The sequence below is a fragment of the Clostridium prolinivorans genome, assembly GCF_004011155.1.
In the GTDB taxonomy this organism is placed as follows: domain Bacteria; phylum Bacillota; class Clostridia; order Clostridiales; family Clostridiaceae; genus Clostridium_AT; species Clostridium_AT prolinivorans.
Genome location: NZ_RJWG01000002.1, coordinates 87,034 through 102,116, shown reverse-complemented (window position 1 = coordinate 102,116; position 15,083 = coordinate 87,034). Strand labels below are relative to the sequence as shown.

General features: G+C 27.7%; 15 protein-coding genes. 11 read left to right on the top strand and 4 right to left on the bottom strand.

Going from position 1 to position 15,083, the window contains the following annotated elements:
• The first annotated feature begins 33 nt into the window (after positions 1-33).
• The 3 genes from pdaB to EGD97_RS03190 all read left to right on the top strand — a co-directional run bounded on the left by pdaB (position 34) and on the right by EGD97_RS03190 (position 2,198).
• Complete coding sequence (gene pdaB, locus EGD97_RS03200; RefSeq protein ID WP_078682381.1) at positions 34-801, top strand: polysaccharide deacetylase family sporulation protein PdaB; 768 nt, start codon at positions 34-36, stop codon at positions 799-801.
• Between the two features lie 122 nt (positions 802-923).
• Positions 924-1,439 (top strand): hypothetical protein, encoded by a 516-nt coding sequence (locus EGD97_RS03195; RefSeq protein WP_078682380.1) that lies wholly within the window; start codon positions 924-926, stop codon positions 1,437-1,439.
• Positions 1,440-1,517: 78 nt separating this feature from the next.
• Entirely contained in the window at positions 1,518-2,198 is a 681-nt protein-coding gene (locus EGD97_RS03190) for a single-stranded DNA-binding protein (RefSeq protein ID WP_078682379.1), read from the top strand.
• Positions 2,199-2,245: 47 nt separating this feature from the next.
• Here the strand turns inward: EGD97_RS03190 and dapD are convergent, their stop codons facing one another.
• Entirely contained in the window at positions 2,246-2,956 is a 711-nt protein-coding gene (dapD, locus tag EGD97_RS03185) for a 2,3,4,5-tetrahydropyridine-2,6-dicarboxylate N-acetyltransferase (RefSeq protein WP_078682378.1), read from the bottom strand.
• A gap of 184 nt (positions 2,957-3,140) precedes the next feature.
• On the opposite strand from dapD, the gene EGD97_RS03180 reads away from it, so the two are divergent.
• Entirely contained in the window at positions 3,141-4,307 is a 1,167-nt protein-coding gene (locus tag EGD97_RS03180) for an aminotransferase class I/II-fold pyridoxal phosphate-dependent enzyme (protein ID WP_078682505.1), read from the top strand.
• Between the two features lie 69 nt (positions 4,308-4,376).
• On the opposite strand, the gene dapB is transcribed toward EGD97_RS03180, so the two are convergent.
• The 3 genes from dapB to EGD97_RS03165 form a co-directional block, all read right to left on the bottom strand.
• Entirely contained in the window at positions 4,377-5,129 is a 753-nt protein-coding gene (gene dapB, locus EGD97_RS03175; protein WP_078682377.1) for a 4-hydroxy-tetrahydrodipicolinate reductase, read from the bottom strand.
• 115 nt (positions 5,130-5,244) lie between these two features.
• Positions 5,245-6,132 (bottom strand): 4-hydroxy-tetrahydrodipicolinate synthase, encoded by an 888-nt coding sequence (gene dapA / locus EGD97_RS03170; RefSeq protein WP_078682376.1) that lies wholly within the window; start codon positions 6,130-6,132, stop codon positions 5,245-5,247.
• Between the two features lie 44 nt (positions 6,133-6,176).
• Positions 6,177-7,178: an aspartate-semialdehyde dehydrogenase gene (locus EGD97_RS03165; protein ID WP_078682375.1), complete on the bottom strand. Its 1,002-nt coding sequence runs from the start codon at positions 7,176-7,178 to the stop codon at positions 6,177-6,179.
• 728 nt (positions 7,179-7,906) lie between these two features.
• Between EGD97_RS03165 and EGD97_RS03160 the strand changes: the two genes are divergently transcribed.
• The 7 genes from EGD97_RS03160 (at position 7,907) to EGD97_RS03130 (ending at position 15,070) form a co-directional block, all read left to right on the top strand.
• Positions 7,907-9,622, top strand: a complete 1,716-nt coding sequence (locus EGD97_RS03160; protein ID WP_078682374.1) for a peptide ABC transporter substrate-binding protein — start codon at positions 7,907-7,909, stop codon at positions 9,620-9,622.
• 72 nt (positions 9,623-9,694) lie between these two features.
• Entirely contained in the window at positions 9,695-10,627 is a 933-nt protein-coding gene (locus EGD97_RS03155) for an ABC transporter permease (protein WP_078682373.1), read from the top strand.
• A gap of 12 nt (positions 10,628-10,639) precedes the next feature.
• Positions 10,640-11,572 (top strand): ABC transporter permease, encoded by a 933-nt coding sequence (locus EGD97_RS03150; protein ID WP_078682372.1) that lies wholly within the window; start codon positions 10,640-10,642, stop codon positions 11,570-11,572.
• Positions 11,573-11,585: 13 nt separating this feature from the next.
• Positions 11,586-12,605 carry an ABC transporter ATP-binding protein gene (locus EGD97_RS03145; RefSeq protein ID WP_078682371.1) on the top strand — a complete coding sequence of 340 codons (1,020 nt, stop codon included), beginning with the start codon at positions 11,586-11,588 and terminating at the stop codon, positions 12,603-12,605.
• A complete protein-coding gene (locus tag EGD97_RS03140; protein WP_078682370.1) occupies positions 12,605-13,561 on the top strand; it encodes an ABC transporter ATP-binding protein in 957 nt (318 codons plus the stop codon). Before EGD97_RS03145 ends, EGD97_RS03140 begins: the two co-directional genes overlap by 1 nt.
• 408 nt (positions 13,562-13,969) lie before the next feature.
• Positions 13,970-14,257, top strand: coding sequence for a small, acid-soluble spore protein, alpha/beta type (locus EGD97_RS03135; protein ID WP_078682369.1), 288 nt, complete (start codon positions 13,970-13,972; stop codon positions 14,255-14,257).
• Between the two features lie 72 nt (positions 14,258-14,329).
• Positions 14,330-15,070, top strand: a complete 741-nt coding sequence (locus EGD97_RS03130) for a class I SAM-dependent DNA methyltransferase (protein WP_078682368.1) — start codon at positions 14,330-14,332, stop codon at positions 15,068-15,070.
• Positions 15,071-15,083 lie beyond the last annotated feature (13 nt).

Here is a 15,083-nt window from a genome sequence, read left to right as displayed (position 1 = left end):
ATTATATAGAAATAATAAATATGAGGGAGATATATGACAATATTACATGAAAAAAGGAAAATAGCTAAAAAAATATTTATAGCATTAATTTTATTATTTATAAGTTCTATAACTTCAATAATAGTTAATTATAAAAATATAGGAGTATTTAAATTAATGCATAAAAAACTCCCTATATACAGTGTAGATGTAAAAGAAAAAAAGATAGCATTAACTTTTGATGTAAGTTTAGGAGAAGATAATACAGAACAAATATTAGATATATTAGATAAATATGATGTTAAAGCTACATTTTTTCTTGTAGGAAGATGGATTGAGGATAACAAAGACCTTGCTAAAGAAATATCTAATAGAGGGCATGAAATTGGCAATCATAGTGACAAGCATCCAGATATGACAAAAATACCAAAAGAAAAAATATTGCAGGATATTAAAAACTGTGAAGATAAAATTATATCTATAACAGGTCAGGAGACAAAGCTTTTTAGAGCTCCTTCAGGAGCTTACAATGATACTTTAATAGAAACTATAGAAGAGGCTGGCTTTTATTGTATTCAGTGGGATGTTGACAGCATTGATTGGAAGGAACAAGGAGAAGATATAGAATATAATAGAGTAATTTCAAAAACAAAACCAGGTTCAATAATTTTATATCATAATACTGCTAAATATACACCTAAAAATCTTCCTAAAGTACTAGAAAAATTAAAAAATGATGGATATACTTTTGTAAAAGTTTCTGATTTAATTTATAAAGATAATTTTTATATAGATTCTACAGGAAGACAAATATCTAAATAAAATGTATTTGTATTGAAGATTATAATAAATATGTAATATAATGAGAACATATATTCATAAATGTATAAAATACAGCCTCCTGCTTAAAATAATTTAAAATAAGTTTTTGCAGGAGGGATTATATGAAAAACTTAACAATAATATCTGGGATAGAAGAAGAGAAATTAAAAACATATATATTAGAGGCTTTAGATATTTTAGAAATTCATTATAAATTTTTATTTTTAGATGAGTTAACTGAATATTCTAAGTTAGACTATATAATTTTAAATAGTAATAAAAAATTAAAATTTTCAAATTTAAAATGTAATTATTGTTTTATTAATATGGATAATAATTATAAAGAAAATTTGAATATATATGGGAATATAATAACATATGGATTTGGGAATAAAAATACAGTAACTCTTTCCAGTGTTGAAGATAATAATTTAGGTTTTGTATATTGCCTCCAGAGATATTTAGATTTAAAAGAAGATTACATACTTGAACCTCAAGAAATACCTATTCATTTTCAATATATTAATGATATACATTTATATTCATTGATGGTATCAGTAACAATAGCATTGATTGAAGGATTAAAAGCAGAAGATATAGAAAAAAAATTATTTAAAAAAGTTTTATTTTTAAGTTAAAAATTGTTATATTTTATTTTTTATTTGAATATTTATATGTTGTGTGAGTAATTAAAACTAAGGGAAAGAGGGGTTAAGATGGACAATTTAATGTTAAACAATAAGATATATTTGGAGGGGAAAATAGTATCGGATCTTCAATTTAGCCATGAAATGTATGGAGAAGGATTTTATACATTTAATATTGAAGTACCAAGATTAAGTGAAGCAAAGGATTTATTAAATGTTACAGTTTCGGAAAGATTAATAGTAGGAATGGATCTTAAAGAAGGAAGTGAAGTAATAGTAGAAGGGCAGCTTAGATCTTATAATAAATTTATAGATGGGGCTAACAGACTTATACTTTCAGTATTTGCAAGAAATATTGAATTCTGCATTGAAAAAAGTAAAAATCCAAATCAAATATTTCTTGATGGATATATATGTAAGCAGCCAATTTATAGGACTACTCCTTTTGGAAGAGAAATAGCAGACATGCTTTTAGCAGTTAATCGTTCTTATAATAAATCAGATTATATTCCAACCATAGCTTGGGGAAGAAATTCAAGATTTTGCCAAAACCTTCAAGTAGGAGATAATATTAGAATATGGGGAAGACTTCAAAGCAGAGAATATGAAAAGAAAATATCAGAGAATGAAACAATTAAAAAAGTAGCTTATGAAGTATCTATATCTAAAATGGAAAAAGTAAATAAAGATTTAAGTGTAATAAAAAGTGACGACGAAGAAAATGAAAATGTTTTTGAGGAGAATAAATAATAAAAATAAATAATAAAAAATAAAAGAAAAATAAGGGAAAAATTCCCTTATTTTCTTAAATCATCAAGTATTTTTGTCTTTTCTTTTGTTCTTTCATCTACTGTTTTTATAATTTTTGCAGGTGTTCCAGCAACAACAACACCTTCTGGTACATCTTCTGTTACAACAGAGCCTGCAGCTACAATGGCACCATTTCCAACTTTAACTCCTTCAAGAATGACAGCATTTGCACCAATTAAAACATCGTCTCCTATTTCACAAGGACTTTTACTAGGAGGTTCAAGAACACCAGCGACAACGGCGCCAGCACCTACATGTACTCTTCTGCCAATTTTTGCTCTGGCACCTATAACAGCATTCATATCTACCATAGCGCTTTCTCCAATTTCTGCGCCTATATTTATTACAGCTCCCATCATAATTACAGCATTCTTTCCTATTATAACTTTATCTCTTATAATAGCACCTGGTTCAATTCTAGCATCTACATTTAGAATATTCATAAGTGGAATTGCTGAATTACGTCTATCATTTTCTAATTTAAATTTTTCTATTTTATTTTTATTTTGGTTTATGAATTCTAAAATTTCATTACCTTCACCAAAAAGTACATAAAAATTATTGGAGCCATATACATCTATATTTCCGAAATCACATTCATCTAAATTTCCTGATATATATGCTTTAACAGGGGTTGTTTTTTTTGATTCTTTTATAAATCTTGCTATTTCATAAGGGTCTGTTAAATTATATTCCATATTAATAAACCTCCTTTTTTAAGTTATTAAACTTTTACTATATGGCAATATACAATAAATTATAATAAAAAATAAAGAATAATGAAAGGGGTAAATTAGCATAAAAAGAAAATCTTTTAAAAAATAGCAAAAAAGAATATAATTATAAGTATAAATCAAATACAAAGGAGGTAGTTTAGTGGATATTTCTACATATAACGAATATGCAATTTCAAAAAGAGTAAAAAATATAGAAATTTCTGGTATAAGAAAATTTTACAATAAAGTTATTCAAGTACCTGAGGCTTTATCTTTAACATTAGGACAGCCTGATTTTAATGTCCCAGGAAATATAAAAAAAGCAATGATAAATGCTATAAATGAAAACAAAACAGAATATACATTAAATTCAGGGTTAACGGAGCTTAGAGAAGAAATATCTAAATTCTTAAGTAAATTTAATATAGATTATAATAAAGATGAGATATGTATAACTGTAGGAGGCAGTGAAGCTATACTTTCCACATTTACTGCTATATTAAATGAAGGAGATAAGGTTCTTATACCAAGTCCAGCTTATCCAGCTTACGAAAGCTGCAGTAAATTAGCAGGTGGAAAAGTAATAAATTATAGTCTTAATGGAGATTTTTCTATAAATGTAGATGAAATTAAAAAACTTATTGAAACTGAAGATCCAAAGATATTAATACTTTCATATCCATCTAATCCTACAGGGGCAAGTTTATCTAAAGAAGATAGAAATAAATTAAGTAATTTATTAAAAGATAGTAATATAATCATAGTTACAGATGAAATATATAGCTCTTTATGTTTTGAAGAAGAATATTATTCTATAGCTCAGTGCAAGGAATTAAAAGATAGAATTATTTTAATAAGTGGTTTTTCTAAAATGTTTTCTATGACTGGGCTTAGGGTAGGATATGTTTGTGCACCAAAATTTTTTATGGATGAAATAATGAAAGTACATCAATATAATGTTTCTTGTGCACCATCAATAGCCCAGTATGGTGCTTATGAAGGCCTTAAAAATTGCCTTAAAGATGTAGAAGATATGAAAAAAGAATTTATAAAAAGAAGAGATTATGTATATAAAAGACTTATAAAAATGGGATTAGAAACAGTAATGCCTACTGGAGCTTTTTATATATTTCCTTCTATAAAAAAATATGGATTAAGCAGCGAAGAGTTTTGTGAAAGACTTCTTAAAGAAGCACATTTAGCTCTTGTTCCAGGTTCAGCTTTTGGTCCTTTAGGAGAAGGACATGTAAGGATATCTTATTCTTACAGCTTTGATATTTTAAAAGAAGGTATGGATAGACTTGAAAAATGGATAAATAAAAATTTTACATAATTAAATAAAAATAATCCATTGCATTATTTTTATGATGCAATGGATTATTTTTTAAGCATACTGTAAATTTTAATTATTTTCTATAATATCGTCCATAGAGTAAAGTCCTTTTTCTTTGCCATACATAAATTCGCAGGCTTTTAATGCCCCTATAGCGAATACTTCACGAGATAAAGCTGTGTGTTTTATTTCTATTATTTCTCCTTGGCCTGCAAACATAACTTCATGTTCCCCTACAATACTTCCACCTCTTACTGCATGTATTCCAATATCTTTATGATTTCTTTTGCTATTTCCTTCTCTTCCATATACATAATTTGTTTCTTCAGATATAGAAGACTTTATAGTATCTGCAAGAAGAAGAGCAGTACCACTTGGAGCATCTACCTTTTGATTATGATGCTTTTCTATTATTTCAATATCAAAATTATTATAAAGAAGGTTAGTTATTTTTTTTAATATATTATTAACTACATTAATTCCTAAAGACATATTAGCAGAACGGAATATAGGAATTAATTTGCTATATTCATCTATTTTTGATAATTGCTCAGCACTATAACCTGTAGTACAAAGAACAAGAGGTATATTTTTATCTTTTGAATAAGTTAGTAGGGATTCTAAAGAATCAGGTCTTGAAAAATCAAGAATTACATCTATTTTTTCTTTGCACTCAAAAATATTTTCATAAACAGGATAATTCATATTTGTTTTAAATCTATCTACTCCTGCACATATTTTTATATTAGGGAAATTAGTACAAGACTGGGTAACTATTTTACCCATTTTCCCACAACAGCCATTTAATAAAATATTTATCATTTAATCACTCCAATGCTTATTTATAAGCTTTTTATTTAAAACTAACTTATACATATATTTAATATAAATTTTTTATTATTTGTAGTACATGTATAAGTAATAATTTAAAATATTTTTATTGGGATAATTTTAATCCATAAGATACAAGTTCTTTCTTTAAAATTTCTAAATTAGCAGGAGACATTTCACAAAGAGGAAGTCTTAAATTTCCTACATTCATTCCCATAAGGTTCATGGCAGTTTTTATTGGTATAGGATTTGTTTCTATAAATACAGCATCACTTAAAGCTAAAGTATTAAGCTGTATTTTTAATGCATCTTCATATTTTCCTTCAAAGAAAAGTTTGCACATATCATGAATATCTTTAGGTATAATATTAGCAAGTACTGAAATTACCCCTAATCCTCCTAAGGACATAATAGGAATTACTTGATCATCATTTCCAGAATATATATCTATTCTATCACCACAAAGAGCTTTAATTTTAGCAACTTGGCTTATATTTCCGCTAGCTTCTTTTATAGCTTTAATATTTTCAAATTCACAAAGAGCTTTAAGTGTTTTAGGTTCAAGATTCATGCCTGTTCTTGATGGAACATTATATAATATAATAGGAAGATTTACACTTTCAGATATAGCTTTAAAATGCTCAATAAGTCCTTTTTGAGTAGTTTTGTTATAATAAGGAGTTATTACTAAAAGTCCGTCTACACCAACACTTTCAGCAAATTTACTCATGGAAACAGAAGCTTTTGTATTATTTGTACCAGTTCCTGCTATTACAGGTATTCTCTTTTTTATTACATCTACAGTAAATTTAATTGTTTCTTTTTTTTCAGCTTCAGTCATTGTTGAAGCTTCACCGGTAGTACCACATACAATAATAGCGTCAGTGCCGTTTTCTACATGCCAATTTAAGAGTTCTTCTAATTTTTTAAAATCAACTCCAGATTCATTAAAAGGTGTAACTATAGCTACGCCACTGCCTTTAAAAATACTCATATAATTAGCCTCCTTCTTAATTATTTATAAAAAATCACAGTTGATTATGATTTTTTCCTTTCATTTATTATATATTCTGCAATCTGAATTGCGTTTAGTGCAGCACCTTTCCTTATGTTATCTGCAACAACCCATAAATTCAAACCATTATCCACACTAAAATCTCTCCTTATTCTTCCCACATAAACTTCATCATGTCCTTCTGCCTCTAATGGCATAGGATAAACTAAATTATTAACATCATCTTTTAAAACAATACCTTTAGAGTTTTTATAAAGATTAAATATATCTTCTATGTTAAATTCATTTTTTAATTCTACATTAATACTTTCACTATGGCCGTAATAAACAGGAACTCTTACAGTAGTAGCAGTTATTTTTAAACTGTCATCGTGCATAATCTTTATAGTTTCATTTATCATTTTAAGTTCCTCTTTAGTATATCCATTTTCTGTAAAAGTATCTATATGAGGAATAACATTATTAGCTATTGGATAAGGGAATTTTTTTGGTGCTTTACCATTAATTCCTTCTTTTAAATCATTATATCCTCCCATACCTGCACCGGATACTGCTTGATAAGTAGAATAAATAATTCTTTTTATTCCATATTTATCATATAAAGGTTTTAAAGCTACTACAGCTTGTATTGTTGAGCAATTAGGATTTGCTATTATACCTTTATTTAATTTAATATCTTCAGGATTAACCTCTGGAACTACTAAAGGAACGTCTTTATTCATTCTCCAAGCACTACTATTATCTATTACAATGGCGTTATATTTAGCAAATATAGGTGCATATTCAAGACTTACATCTCCTCCAGCAGAGAAAAGAGCAAAATCAATAGATTTATTTTTTATATTATCTTCTTTTAGTTCCTCTACTATTATATTTTCATCTTTAAATGAAATAGAAGTACCAGCAGAACGTTTTGAAGCAAAAAGATATAAATTGTCTATTGGAAAATCCCTTTCTTCTAATATTTCTATAAATTTTCTTCCAACCATACCTGTGCAACCAACAATTGCTACATTAAATTTCATGTTTTATACCTCCTAAAAACTATAAAATATATATAATAAGTATATTATATAATCTATATGTAAAAAAATATATACTTTTGTATGTTAAATTGTAAAATTGTAATTAAAATAAAATTTTAGTAGAATTATTATTTATTTTTTATTATAATAAAAGTATTATTTCCTTTCTATTATTATTATGATATTAGAAAAATTTTTTAAAGTGCTATAATTTTTAAATTATTTTATATATTTTTACTTTTAGTTTATAATAAATAAGATGAATTAGATATATAAAATATAAACAAAAATATATTTTATTTTTTAGAGCAAGAAAGATTATTATAAATATTATTATTTTGTTAGATGTTAACATTAAATTTTAAATAATGATATCTATGAATAAATTTAAATTTTTATTATTCAATTGATGCTTAGATAAGAAAATTTTAATTCAATTATTAGAAAATTTCAAACAGATTTTTATAACTTTGCTGTAATAAAACCATGAAAATTCAAATGTTGACAACATATAAAATGTATGGTAGTATGTAAAAATGAAAAAATAAGACATAAAAATTTATGAATTTTCATAGCTTAAACATTTATATTTTAATAATTTCATAATTATTAAAATTATCATGAATAGTTAATATGATAATTAGAAATACTTATTATATGAAATAATATGATAAGTAGAAATACATATCATATATAAATATATATATAAATTAAAAGGGGGAAATAAAATGAAAAGCAAAAAAATGTTAGCCGCAGTTATGGCTGCTACAGTTCTTACTGCATCTTTGTTTGCAGGTTGTGGTAGTAAAACACCTCAAGCAGGAACTGATAATCAAGCTGCATCAGGAGAAATGGATAAGGAGCAGTATTTAAATTTAACTTTAAAGGCAGAACCTAAAACAATGGATTTGTCAAAAGCAACAGATCTTTATTCATCTCAAATACTTATTGAAATAACAGAAGGTTTAACAAGGCTTGAAAAAGACAAAGATGGTAAGGAAATCATTGCACCAGCTGGAGCAAAAGAATGGAAAACATCTGAAGATGGCTTAAAATGGACATTTACTCTTAGAGATTATGAATGGTATGATGGTAAAAAGGTTACAGCAAATGATTATGTTTACAGCATTTTAAGAACACTTGATCCTAATACAGCAGCACAGTATGCATACTTTTTATTCCCAATTAAAGGGGCAGAGGAATATAATTCAGGAAAAGGTAAGAAAGAAGATGTTGGAGTAAAAGCAATAGATGATAATACTCTTGAATTTACATTAAAACAGCCAGTACCATATTTCTTACAATTAACTTCATTTAAAACATTTTTACCTCAAAGACAGGATATAGTTGAAAAATATGGAGATAAATATGGTACAGAAGCAGAAACTCTTCCTGTAAACGGACCATTTAAAATTGCAAGTTGGACACATCAAAGTGATGTAGTTCTTGAAAAAAATGAAAAATACTGGGATAAAGACAATGTTAAATTAGATAAAGTTAATTTTAAAATTATAAAAGATGAAACAGCAAGAATGAATGAACTTGAAAATGGTTCTATAGATGCTGTAGGAGTTAGAAAACCAGAGTATGTAGATCAATTTAATAAAGCAGGTAAATATACTAATTTAACAGGATATGATGGATCTGTAGTTTATCAGACTTATAATACAATACCAAAAATTGATGGTCAGGTAAACCCATTTAATAGTCCTAAGGTAAGACTTGCTTTCTCATTAGCATTAAATAGAGAAGATATAGTAAAAACAATTTACAAAGGACTTGGTTCACCAGCACTAGGATGGGTACCATTTGAAATTCTTATAGGAGATCAAGAATATAGAAAAGCTGCAGGGGTTGAACCATTAAAAGCTGCTTATGATAAATATAAAGACCCTAAAGCTTTACTTGTAGAGGGACTAAAGGAATTAGGACTTCCTGAAGATCCATCTAAAATAACTATAAAGATGATTAACTCTGGAACAGATGCTGAAACAAAAGAAATTGCTGAATATTATCAACAGGCATATCAAAATGCTCTAGGAGTTAAAATAGAACCAGAATATATGGAATGGAACCAATTTATGAAAAGACTTGACAGTGGTGAATATCAGCTTGCAGGTTTAGCTTGGGGTGCTGACTATAATGATCCAATGACATTTATGGATATGTGGCTTAGCAACGCTGGACAGATGAATAATGGTTGGAAGAATGCTAAATATGATGAACTTATAAACAAAACTAGAACTGCTAAAGATGATGCTGAAAGAACAGAATTATTTAAACAAGCAGAACAACTTCTTTTAGTTGATGAAGCTGTAGCTTCTCCTGTAAATTACAGAAAATACAACATATTTGAAGCTAATTATGTAAAAAATCTTATGCTTGTAAATTTTGGTCAATTATATGAAGTTAAGTATGCTTATACTCAAGGCAGAGGAAAATAAAAAATATTGTATTAAAGTTGCTGTGGGATATAATCCTGCGGCAACAAATTTTATTTTTATGGAGGGATGAATATGCTAAAGTTCATAGCAAAGCGTATAGGATATATGTTTGTAACATTATTTATAATAATAACAATAACCTTTATGCTTATGCATATAATGCCTGGAGATCCTCTGACAACTGGACAAAAAAAACTTCCAGAACAGGCTAGAATAAACTTTAGAGCTAAATATGGTTTAGATAAATCAGTTCCAGAACAATATTTAACTTATATTAAAAATGTTGCAAAAGGTGATTTAGGAGAATCTATGGTATATGCAGGAAGAAACGTTAGCGATGTTATAAAAGAACATGCTCCTAAGTCAGCAAGAATAGGTATTCAATCTATAGTATTAGGATTTTTGTTAGGGTGTATTTTAGGAATTATAGCTGCTTTCAATAGAGGAAGATGGCCTGATTATTTAGTTATTTTTATTGCACTTCTTGGAGTTTCTATACCAAGCTTTGTAGTTGCGGCTCTTCTTCAATACACATTTACTGTTAAATTTAAATTACTTCCTACAACAGGATATGGTTCTTTTAAATATACAATACTGCCTTCTATTGCTATGAGTTTTAGTTCAATTGCTACTTATGCTAGATATATGAGAGCTAATGCTTTAGATGTAATAGGACAGGATTATATATTAACAGCAAAAGCTAAAGGCGTATCAAAAATTTCATTAACATGGAAACATATTATAAGAAATGCTATTTTGCCAGCTATAACATTATTAGGACCTCAAATAGCTGGAGTATTAACTGGGTCTTTTGTAATAGAAACAATATTTTCTATACCAGGATTAGGCTCCTACTTTGTAAACAGTGTAACGGATAGAGATTTTACTATGATAATGGGACAAACCATTTTTGTTGCAGCACTTTATATATTCTCATTAGTTATTGTTGATATTGTATACGGACTAATAGATCCAAGAATAAGAATATCAGGTGAAAAGAAATAGGAGGAGCGAATTATGTCAGAATTAAGTAAAGAAAAATTTCAAATTATTGGTTGCGAAAATTCTAATGCTGACGAAATTCTAAGACCAAATATAACTTACTGGCAAGACGCTTGGAGAAGACTTAAGCAAAATAAAGTTGCCATAGCTTCATTAATTATACTGGTTTTAATAATATTTATTACCATTTTTGGACCTATGATTACTAAATTTTCATTTGAAGCTATGGATACCTCTAACATTAATCAAAGCCCTAATAAAGTACATTGGTTTGGTACAGATATGTTAGGACGTGATCTTTTTGCAAGAGTAACAAAAGGTGGAAGAATATCTATAATTATAGCTTTTTTTGGAGCTATAATTGATACTTTTGTTGGAGTTATATATGGTGGTATATCAGGTTATTTCGGTGGTATTGTTGATGATATAATGATGAGAATTGTTGAAATATTAAGTAGTATTCCTTACTTAATAGTAGTTATTCTTATTTCAATACTTTTTTCAGAACTTCAGATTAAAGGAGCCATTCTTCCACTTATAATAGCAATGACTATTACTGGATGGGTAGGTATGGCAAGATTAGTTAGAGGACAAATTCTTCAAATAAAAGAACAAGAATATGTATTGGCAGCACAAGCCCTTGGTGCCAATTCAAATAGAATTATTTTAAAGCATTTAATTCCAAACACAATTGGAGTTATGATTGTAGCTATAACTTTTGATATACCATCTTTTATATTTGGTGAAGCTTTTTTAAGCTATATAGGCTTAGGAGTAAAATCTCCAAATACAAGTTGGGGTGCTTTAGCTCAATCAGGACAACAAAATATGAAGTTTTATCCTTATCAGTTATTTTTCCCGGCACTATTTATCAGTTTAACTATGCTTTCATTTAACTTGTTAGGCGATGGATTAAGAGATGCATTAGATCCAAAATTACGTCAATAGGGGGGAAATAGCAATGGAAAAAATATTAGAAGTTAAAAATTTGAAAGTTTCATATCATACTTACGCTGGTGAAGTTCAATCTGTAAGAGGTGTAGATTTTTACTTAAATAAAGGAGAAACTTTAGCAGTAGTAGGTGAGTCTGGTTGTGGTAAATCAGTTACAGCTAAATCTATAATGAGGCTTATACAAACCCCTCCAGGAGAAATAAAAAAAGGTTCGGAAATAATATTTAATGGCAAAAACTTGGTGGATTTACCTGAAAAAGAATTAAGAAATATAAGAGGCGCAGAGATAAGTATGATTTTTCAAGATCCTATGACATCTCTAAATCCAACAATGACAGTTGGCAAGCAAATAGCAGAAAGTTTAATAATTCATAGAGGTATGAATAAACATGAAGCTATGGGTGAAGCAATTAAAATGCTTAAACTTGTTAATATACCTAATGCAGAAAAAAGGGCAAAACAATATCCTCACGAATTTTCGGGCGGTATGAGACAAAGAGCTATGATTGCTATAGCACTTGCATGCAATCCTAAAATACTTATAGCTGATGAACCAACAACAGCACTTGATGTAACAATTCAAGCTCAAATAATGGAACTTATTGCAGATCTTCAGGCTAAACTTGGAACTGCAGTTATACTTATAACTCATGACCTTGGAGTAGTTGCTGATGTTGCACATAGAATTCAAGTTATGTATGCAGGTCAAATAATAGAAAGAGGAACTACAGATGAAATATTCTATAAACCTCAGCATCCGTATACTTGGGCATTACTTCAATCAGTGCCAAGGTTAGACACTGGACATAAAAAAGAGTTATATTCCATTAAAGGAACTCCTCCGGATTTAATAAAGCCACCAGTAGGATGCCCTTTTGCATCAAGATGCGAATATGCAATGCCTATATGTAGAGAAGCTATGCCAGAAGTTACAAAACTTTCTGATAGCCATGAAGTTTCTTGCTGGCTAAAACATTCATTAGCACCAAAAGTAGAAATGCCTAAAGAATTAGGAGGTGCAAAATAATGGCAGAACAAAATCTAATTGAGGTTAAAAATTTAAAAAAATACTTTAAAGTTGGTAAAGATGCTGTATTAAAAGCAGTAGATGATGTAAGTTTTAATATAAAAAAAGGTGAAACATTAGGTTTGGTTGGAGAATCAGGTTGTGGTAAAACAACTTGCGGCAGAACTGTAATGGGATTATATGAAGCAACTGATGGTAAAGTATTATTTGATGGTGTAGATATTCATAAATTAAATCATAAAGAAAAGAAAAAATTTACAAGAAGGGCACAAATAATATTTCAAGATCCATATGCTTCATTAAATCCGAGAATGACTGTAGGAGATATTATTGGCGAAGGAATTGACATACACAACTTATATACTGGAAAAGAAAGAACTAACAGAATATATAAACTTTTAGAGCTTGTAGGGTTAAATAAAGAGCATGCCTCTAGATTTCCACATGAATTTTCAGGAGGTCAAAGACAAAGAATAGGTATAGCAAGAGCTCTTGCTATAGAACCTGAGTTTATTGTATGCGATGAGCCTATTTCAGCTCTTGATGTATCTATACAAGCACAAATTGTAAATTTGCTTATTAATCTTCAAAAGGAGCTAGGACTTACTTATTTATTTATTGCCCATGATCTTTCTATGGTTAAGCATATATCTGACAGAGTTGGAGTTATGTATTTAGGTACTATGGTAGAACTTGCAGGTAGTAATGTTTTGTATGATAAGCCTTTGCACCCTTATACTCAAGCACTTTTATCAGCTATTCCTATTCCTGATCCTGAAACAGAAAGGAAAAGGCAAAGAATTGTTATTGAAGGAGAAGTGCCAAGTCCAATAAATCCAAAACCAGGATGCAGATTTGCAGCTAGATGTAAGTATGCTAAACCTATTTGTCATGAAAAAAGACCAGAATTTAAGGAAATTGAAAAAGATCACTTTGTAGCTTGTCATCTTTTCTAGATGGGGAATTTCTCCATCTTTTTTTATTGTAAATAATATGTATAGTATACTAAATATATTAGAGTATAAAAAATTTTTTATAGATATAAATATAATGATTATCTAAATATAGTGATTATCTCGCAAAAAATCTTTTTATTAAATATTGATCACTATATATAATAGAAATTTAGAAACAGTATAAATTGTATAGTGGAAATTAATTTACAGCTTATTGTGAGTTAATTATATAATATATTCATTAAAAAATTTCCTTTACACTGTTTGAAATATTCTCAACAAAATATAATTAATTATATAATATATTCATAAAAAATAATAAAATGATTAAAATTTTTATATATGAATAAATATAATCCCCTAAGTTAAAAATAAAAAATATAGTATATAATAGGGGGTATAAAATTTATGGGTAAAACACCACTTAAAAAAGTTATTAAAGCAAAATTAAAGTCTAATAGAGAACTAACTGAAATGGAAAAACTTAGAGAGACAATAAAATATGAAATAGCAGAAGAACTAGGCTTAAGTGATAAAGTAGATAAATATGGATGGAGTTCTTTGACAGCAGAAGAAACTGGACGTATAGGAGGTATAATGACAAAAAGGAAAAAAGAATTAAATCTTCCTAAAAATAAAGAAATTATTATGAATGATGGATATATAGATTTTAAATATGAGGATATAAAAAAATAATATTGACTTATACAGCAGAAATATATATTATTTACTTTGAGCATAATTGTGCTTAGAAAGGAAGAAATTTTAATGAGTCAATATGAAGAGTTTGCATATATTTATGATGAATTGATAAATTCAGATATAGATTATAAAAAATGGGCAGACAAGATTTTAGAAATATGTGAAAAATTAAATTTAGAAAGAAATGATTATCTTGATTTAGCTTGTGGTACAGGAAACATGACTTTAGAATTATCTAGATATTTTAAAAATACATGGGCTGTAGATCTATCAAGTCAAATGCTTACAAAAGCAGAAGAAAAATTAAGAGCTTTAAAAATAAAAGCAAAATTTATATGTCAGGATATATCAAAATTAAATTTAAATCGTAAATTTGATCTTATAACCTGCTGTCTTGATTCTACAAATTATATTATTGAAGAAAATGACTTAAATGCTTATTTTAATTCAGTTTATAATCACTTGAAAAACAATGGAATATTTATTTTTGATATTAACTCTTACTATAAACTCATTAATATATTAGGAAATAATACTTTTACTTTTGACAATGATAATGTAGTATATATATGGGATAACTTTACTGAAAATGATATAGTTCAAATGAATTTAATTTTTTTTATAAAAGAAGATAATTTGTATAAAAGATTTGATGAAGAACATATAGAAAAAGCATATACAACAAACTATTTAGATAATTTATTAAAAAATATAGGATTTAAAATTGTTGAAAAATTAAATAATTATGAAAATCTTCCTATAGATGATGAATGTGAAAGAATAGTATATGTACTTAAAAAAAATTAAAGCAGTTTATAAA

Excerpts from the sequence above, each read along its gene's own strand:
- EGD97_RS03135 (WP_078682369.1), top strand. The coding sequence starts at position 13,970 with ATGGGTAAAACACCACTTAAAAAAGTTATTAAAGCAAAATTAAAGTCT.
- EGD97_RS03195 (WP_078682380.1), top strand. The coding sequence starts at position 924 with ATGAAAAACTTAACAATAATATCTGGGATAGAAGAAGAGAAATTAAAA.
- EGD97_RS03160 (WP_078682374.1), top strand. The coding sequence starts at position 7,907 with ATGAAAAGCAAAAAAATGTTAGCCGCAGTTATGGCTGCTACAGTTCTT.
- EGD97_RS03155 (WP_078682373.1), top strand. The coding sequence starts at position 9,695 with ATGCTAAAGTTCATAGCAAAGCGTATAGGATATATGTTTGTAACATTA.
- EGD97_RS03165 (WP_078682375.1), bottom strand. The coding sequence starts at position 7,178 with ATGAAATTTAATGTAGCAATTGTTGGTTGCACAGGTATGGTTGGAAGA.
- dapA (WP_078682376.1), bottom strand. The coding sequence starts at position 6,132 with ATGAGTATTTTTAAAGGCAGTGGCGTAGCTATAGTTACACCTTTTAAT.
- EGD97_RS03150 (WP_078682372.1), top strand. The coding sequence starts at position 10,640 with ATGTCAGAATTAAGTAAAGAAAAATTTCAAATTATTGGTTGCGAAAAT.
- pdaB (WP_078682381.1), top strand. The coding sequence starts at position 34 with ATGACAATATTACATGAAAAAAGGAAAATAGCTAAAAAAATATTTATA.
- EGD97_RS03145 (WP_078682371.1), top strand. The coding sequence starts at position 11,586 with ATGGAAAAAATATTAGAAGTTAAAAATTTGAAAGTTTCATATCATACT.
- dapB (WP_078682377.1), bottom strand. The coding sequence starts at position 5,129 with ATGATAAATATTTTATTAAATGGCTGTTGTGGGAAAATGGGTAAAATA.
- EGD97_RS03140 (WP_078682370.1), top strand. The coding sequence starts at position 12,605 with ATGGCAGAACAAAATCTAATTGAGGTTAAAAATTTAAAAAAATACTTT.
- dapD (WP_078682378.1), bottom strand. The coding sequence starts at position 2,956 with ATGGAATATAATTTAACAGACCCTTATGAAATAGCAAGATTTATAAAA.
- EGD97_RS03190 (WP_078682379.1), top strand. The coding sequence starts at position 1,518 with ATGGACAATTTAATGTTAAACAATAAGATATATTTGGAGGGGAAAATA.
- EGD97_RS03130 (WP_078682368.1), top strand. The coding sequence starts at position 14,330 with ATGAGTCAATATGAAGAGTTTGCATATATTTATGATGAATTGATAAAT.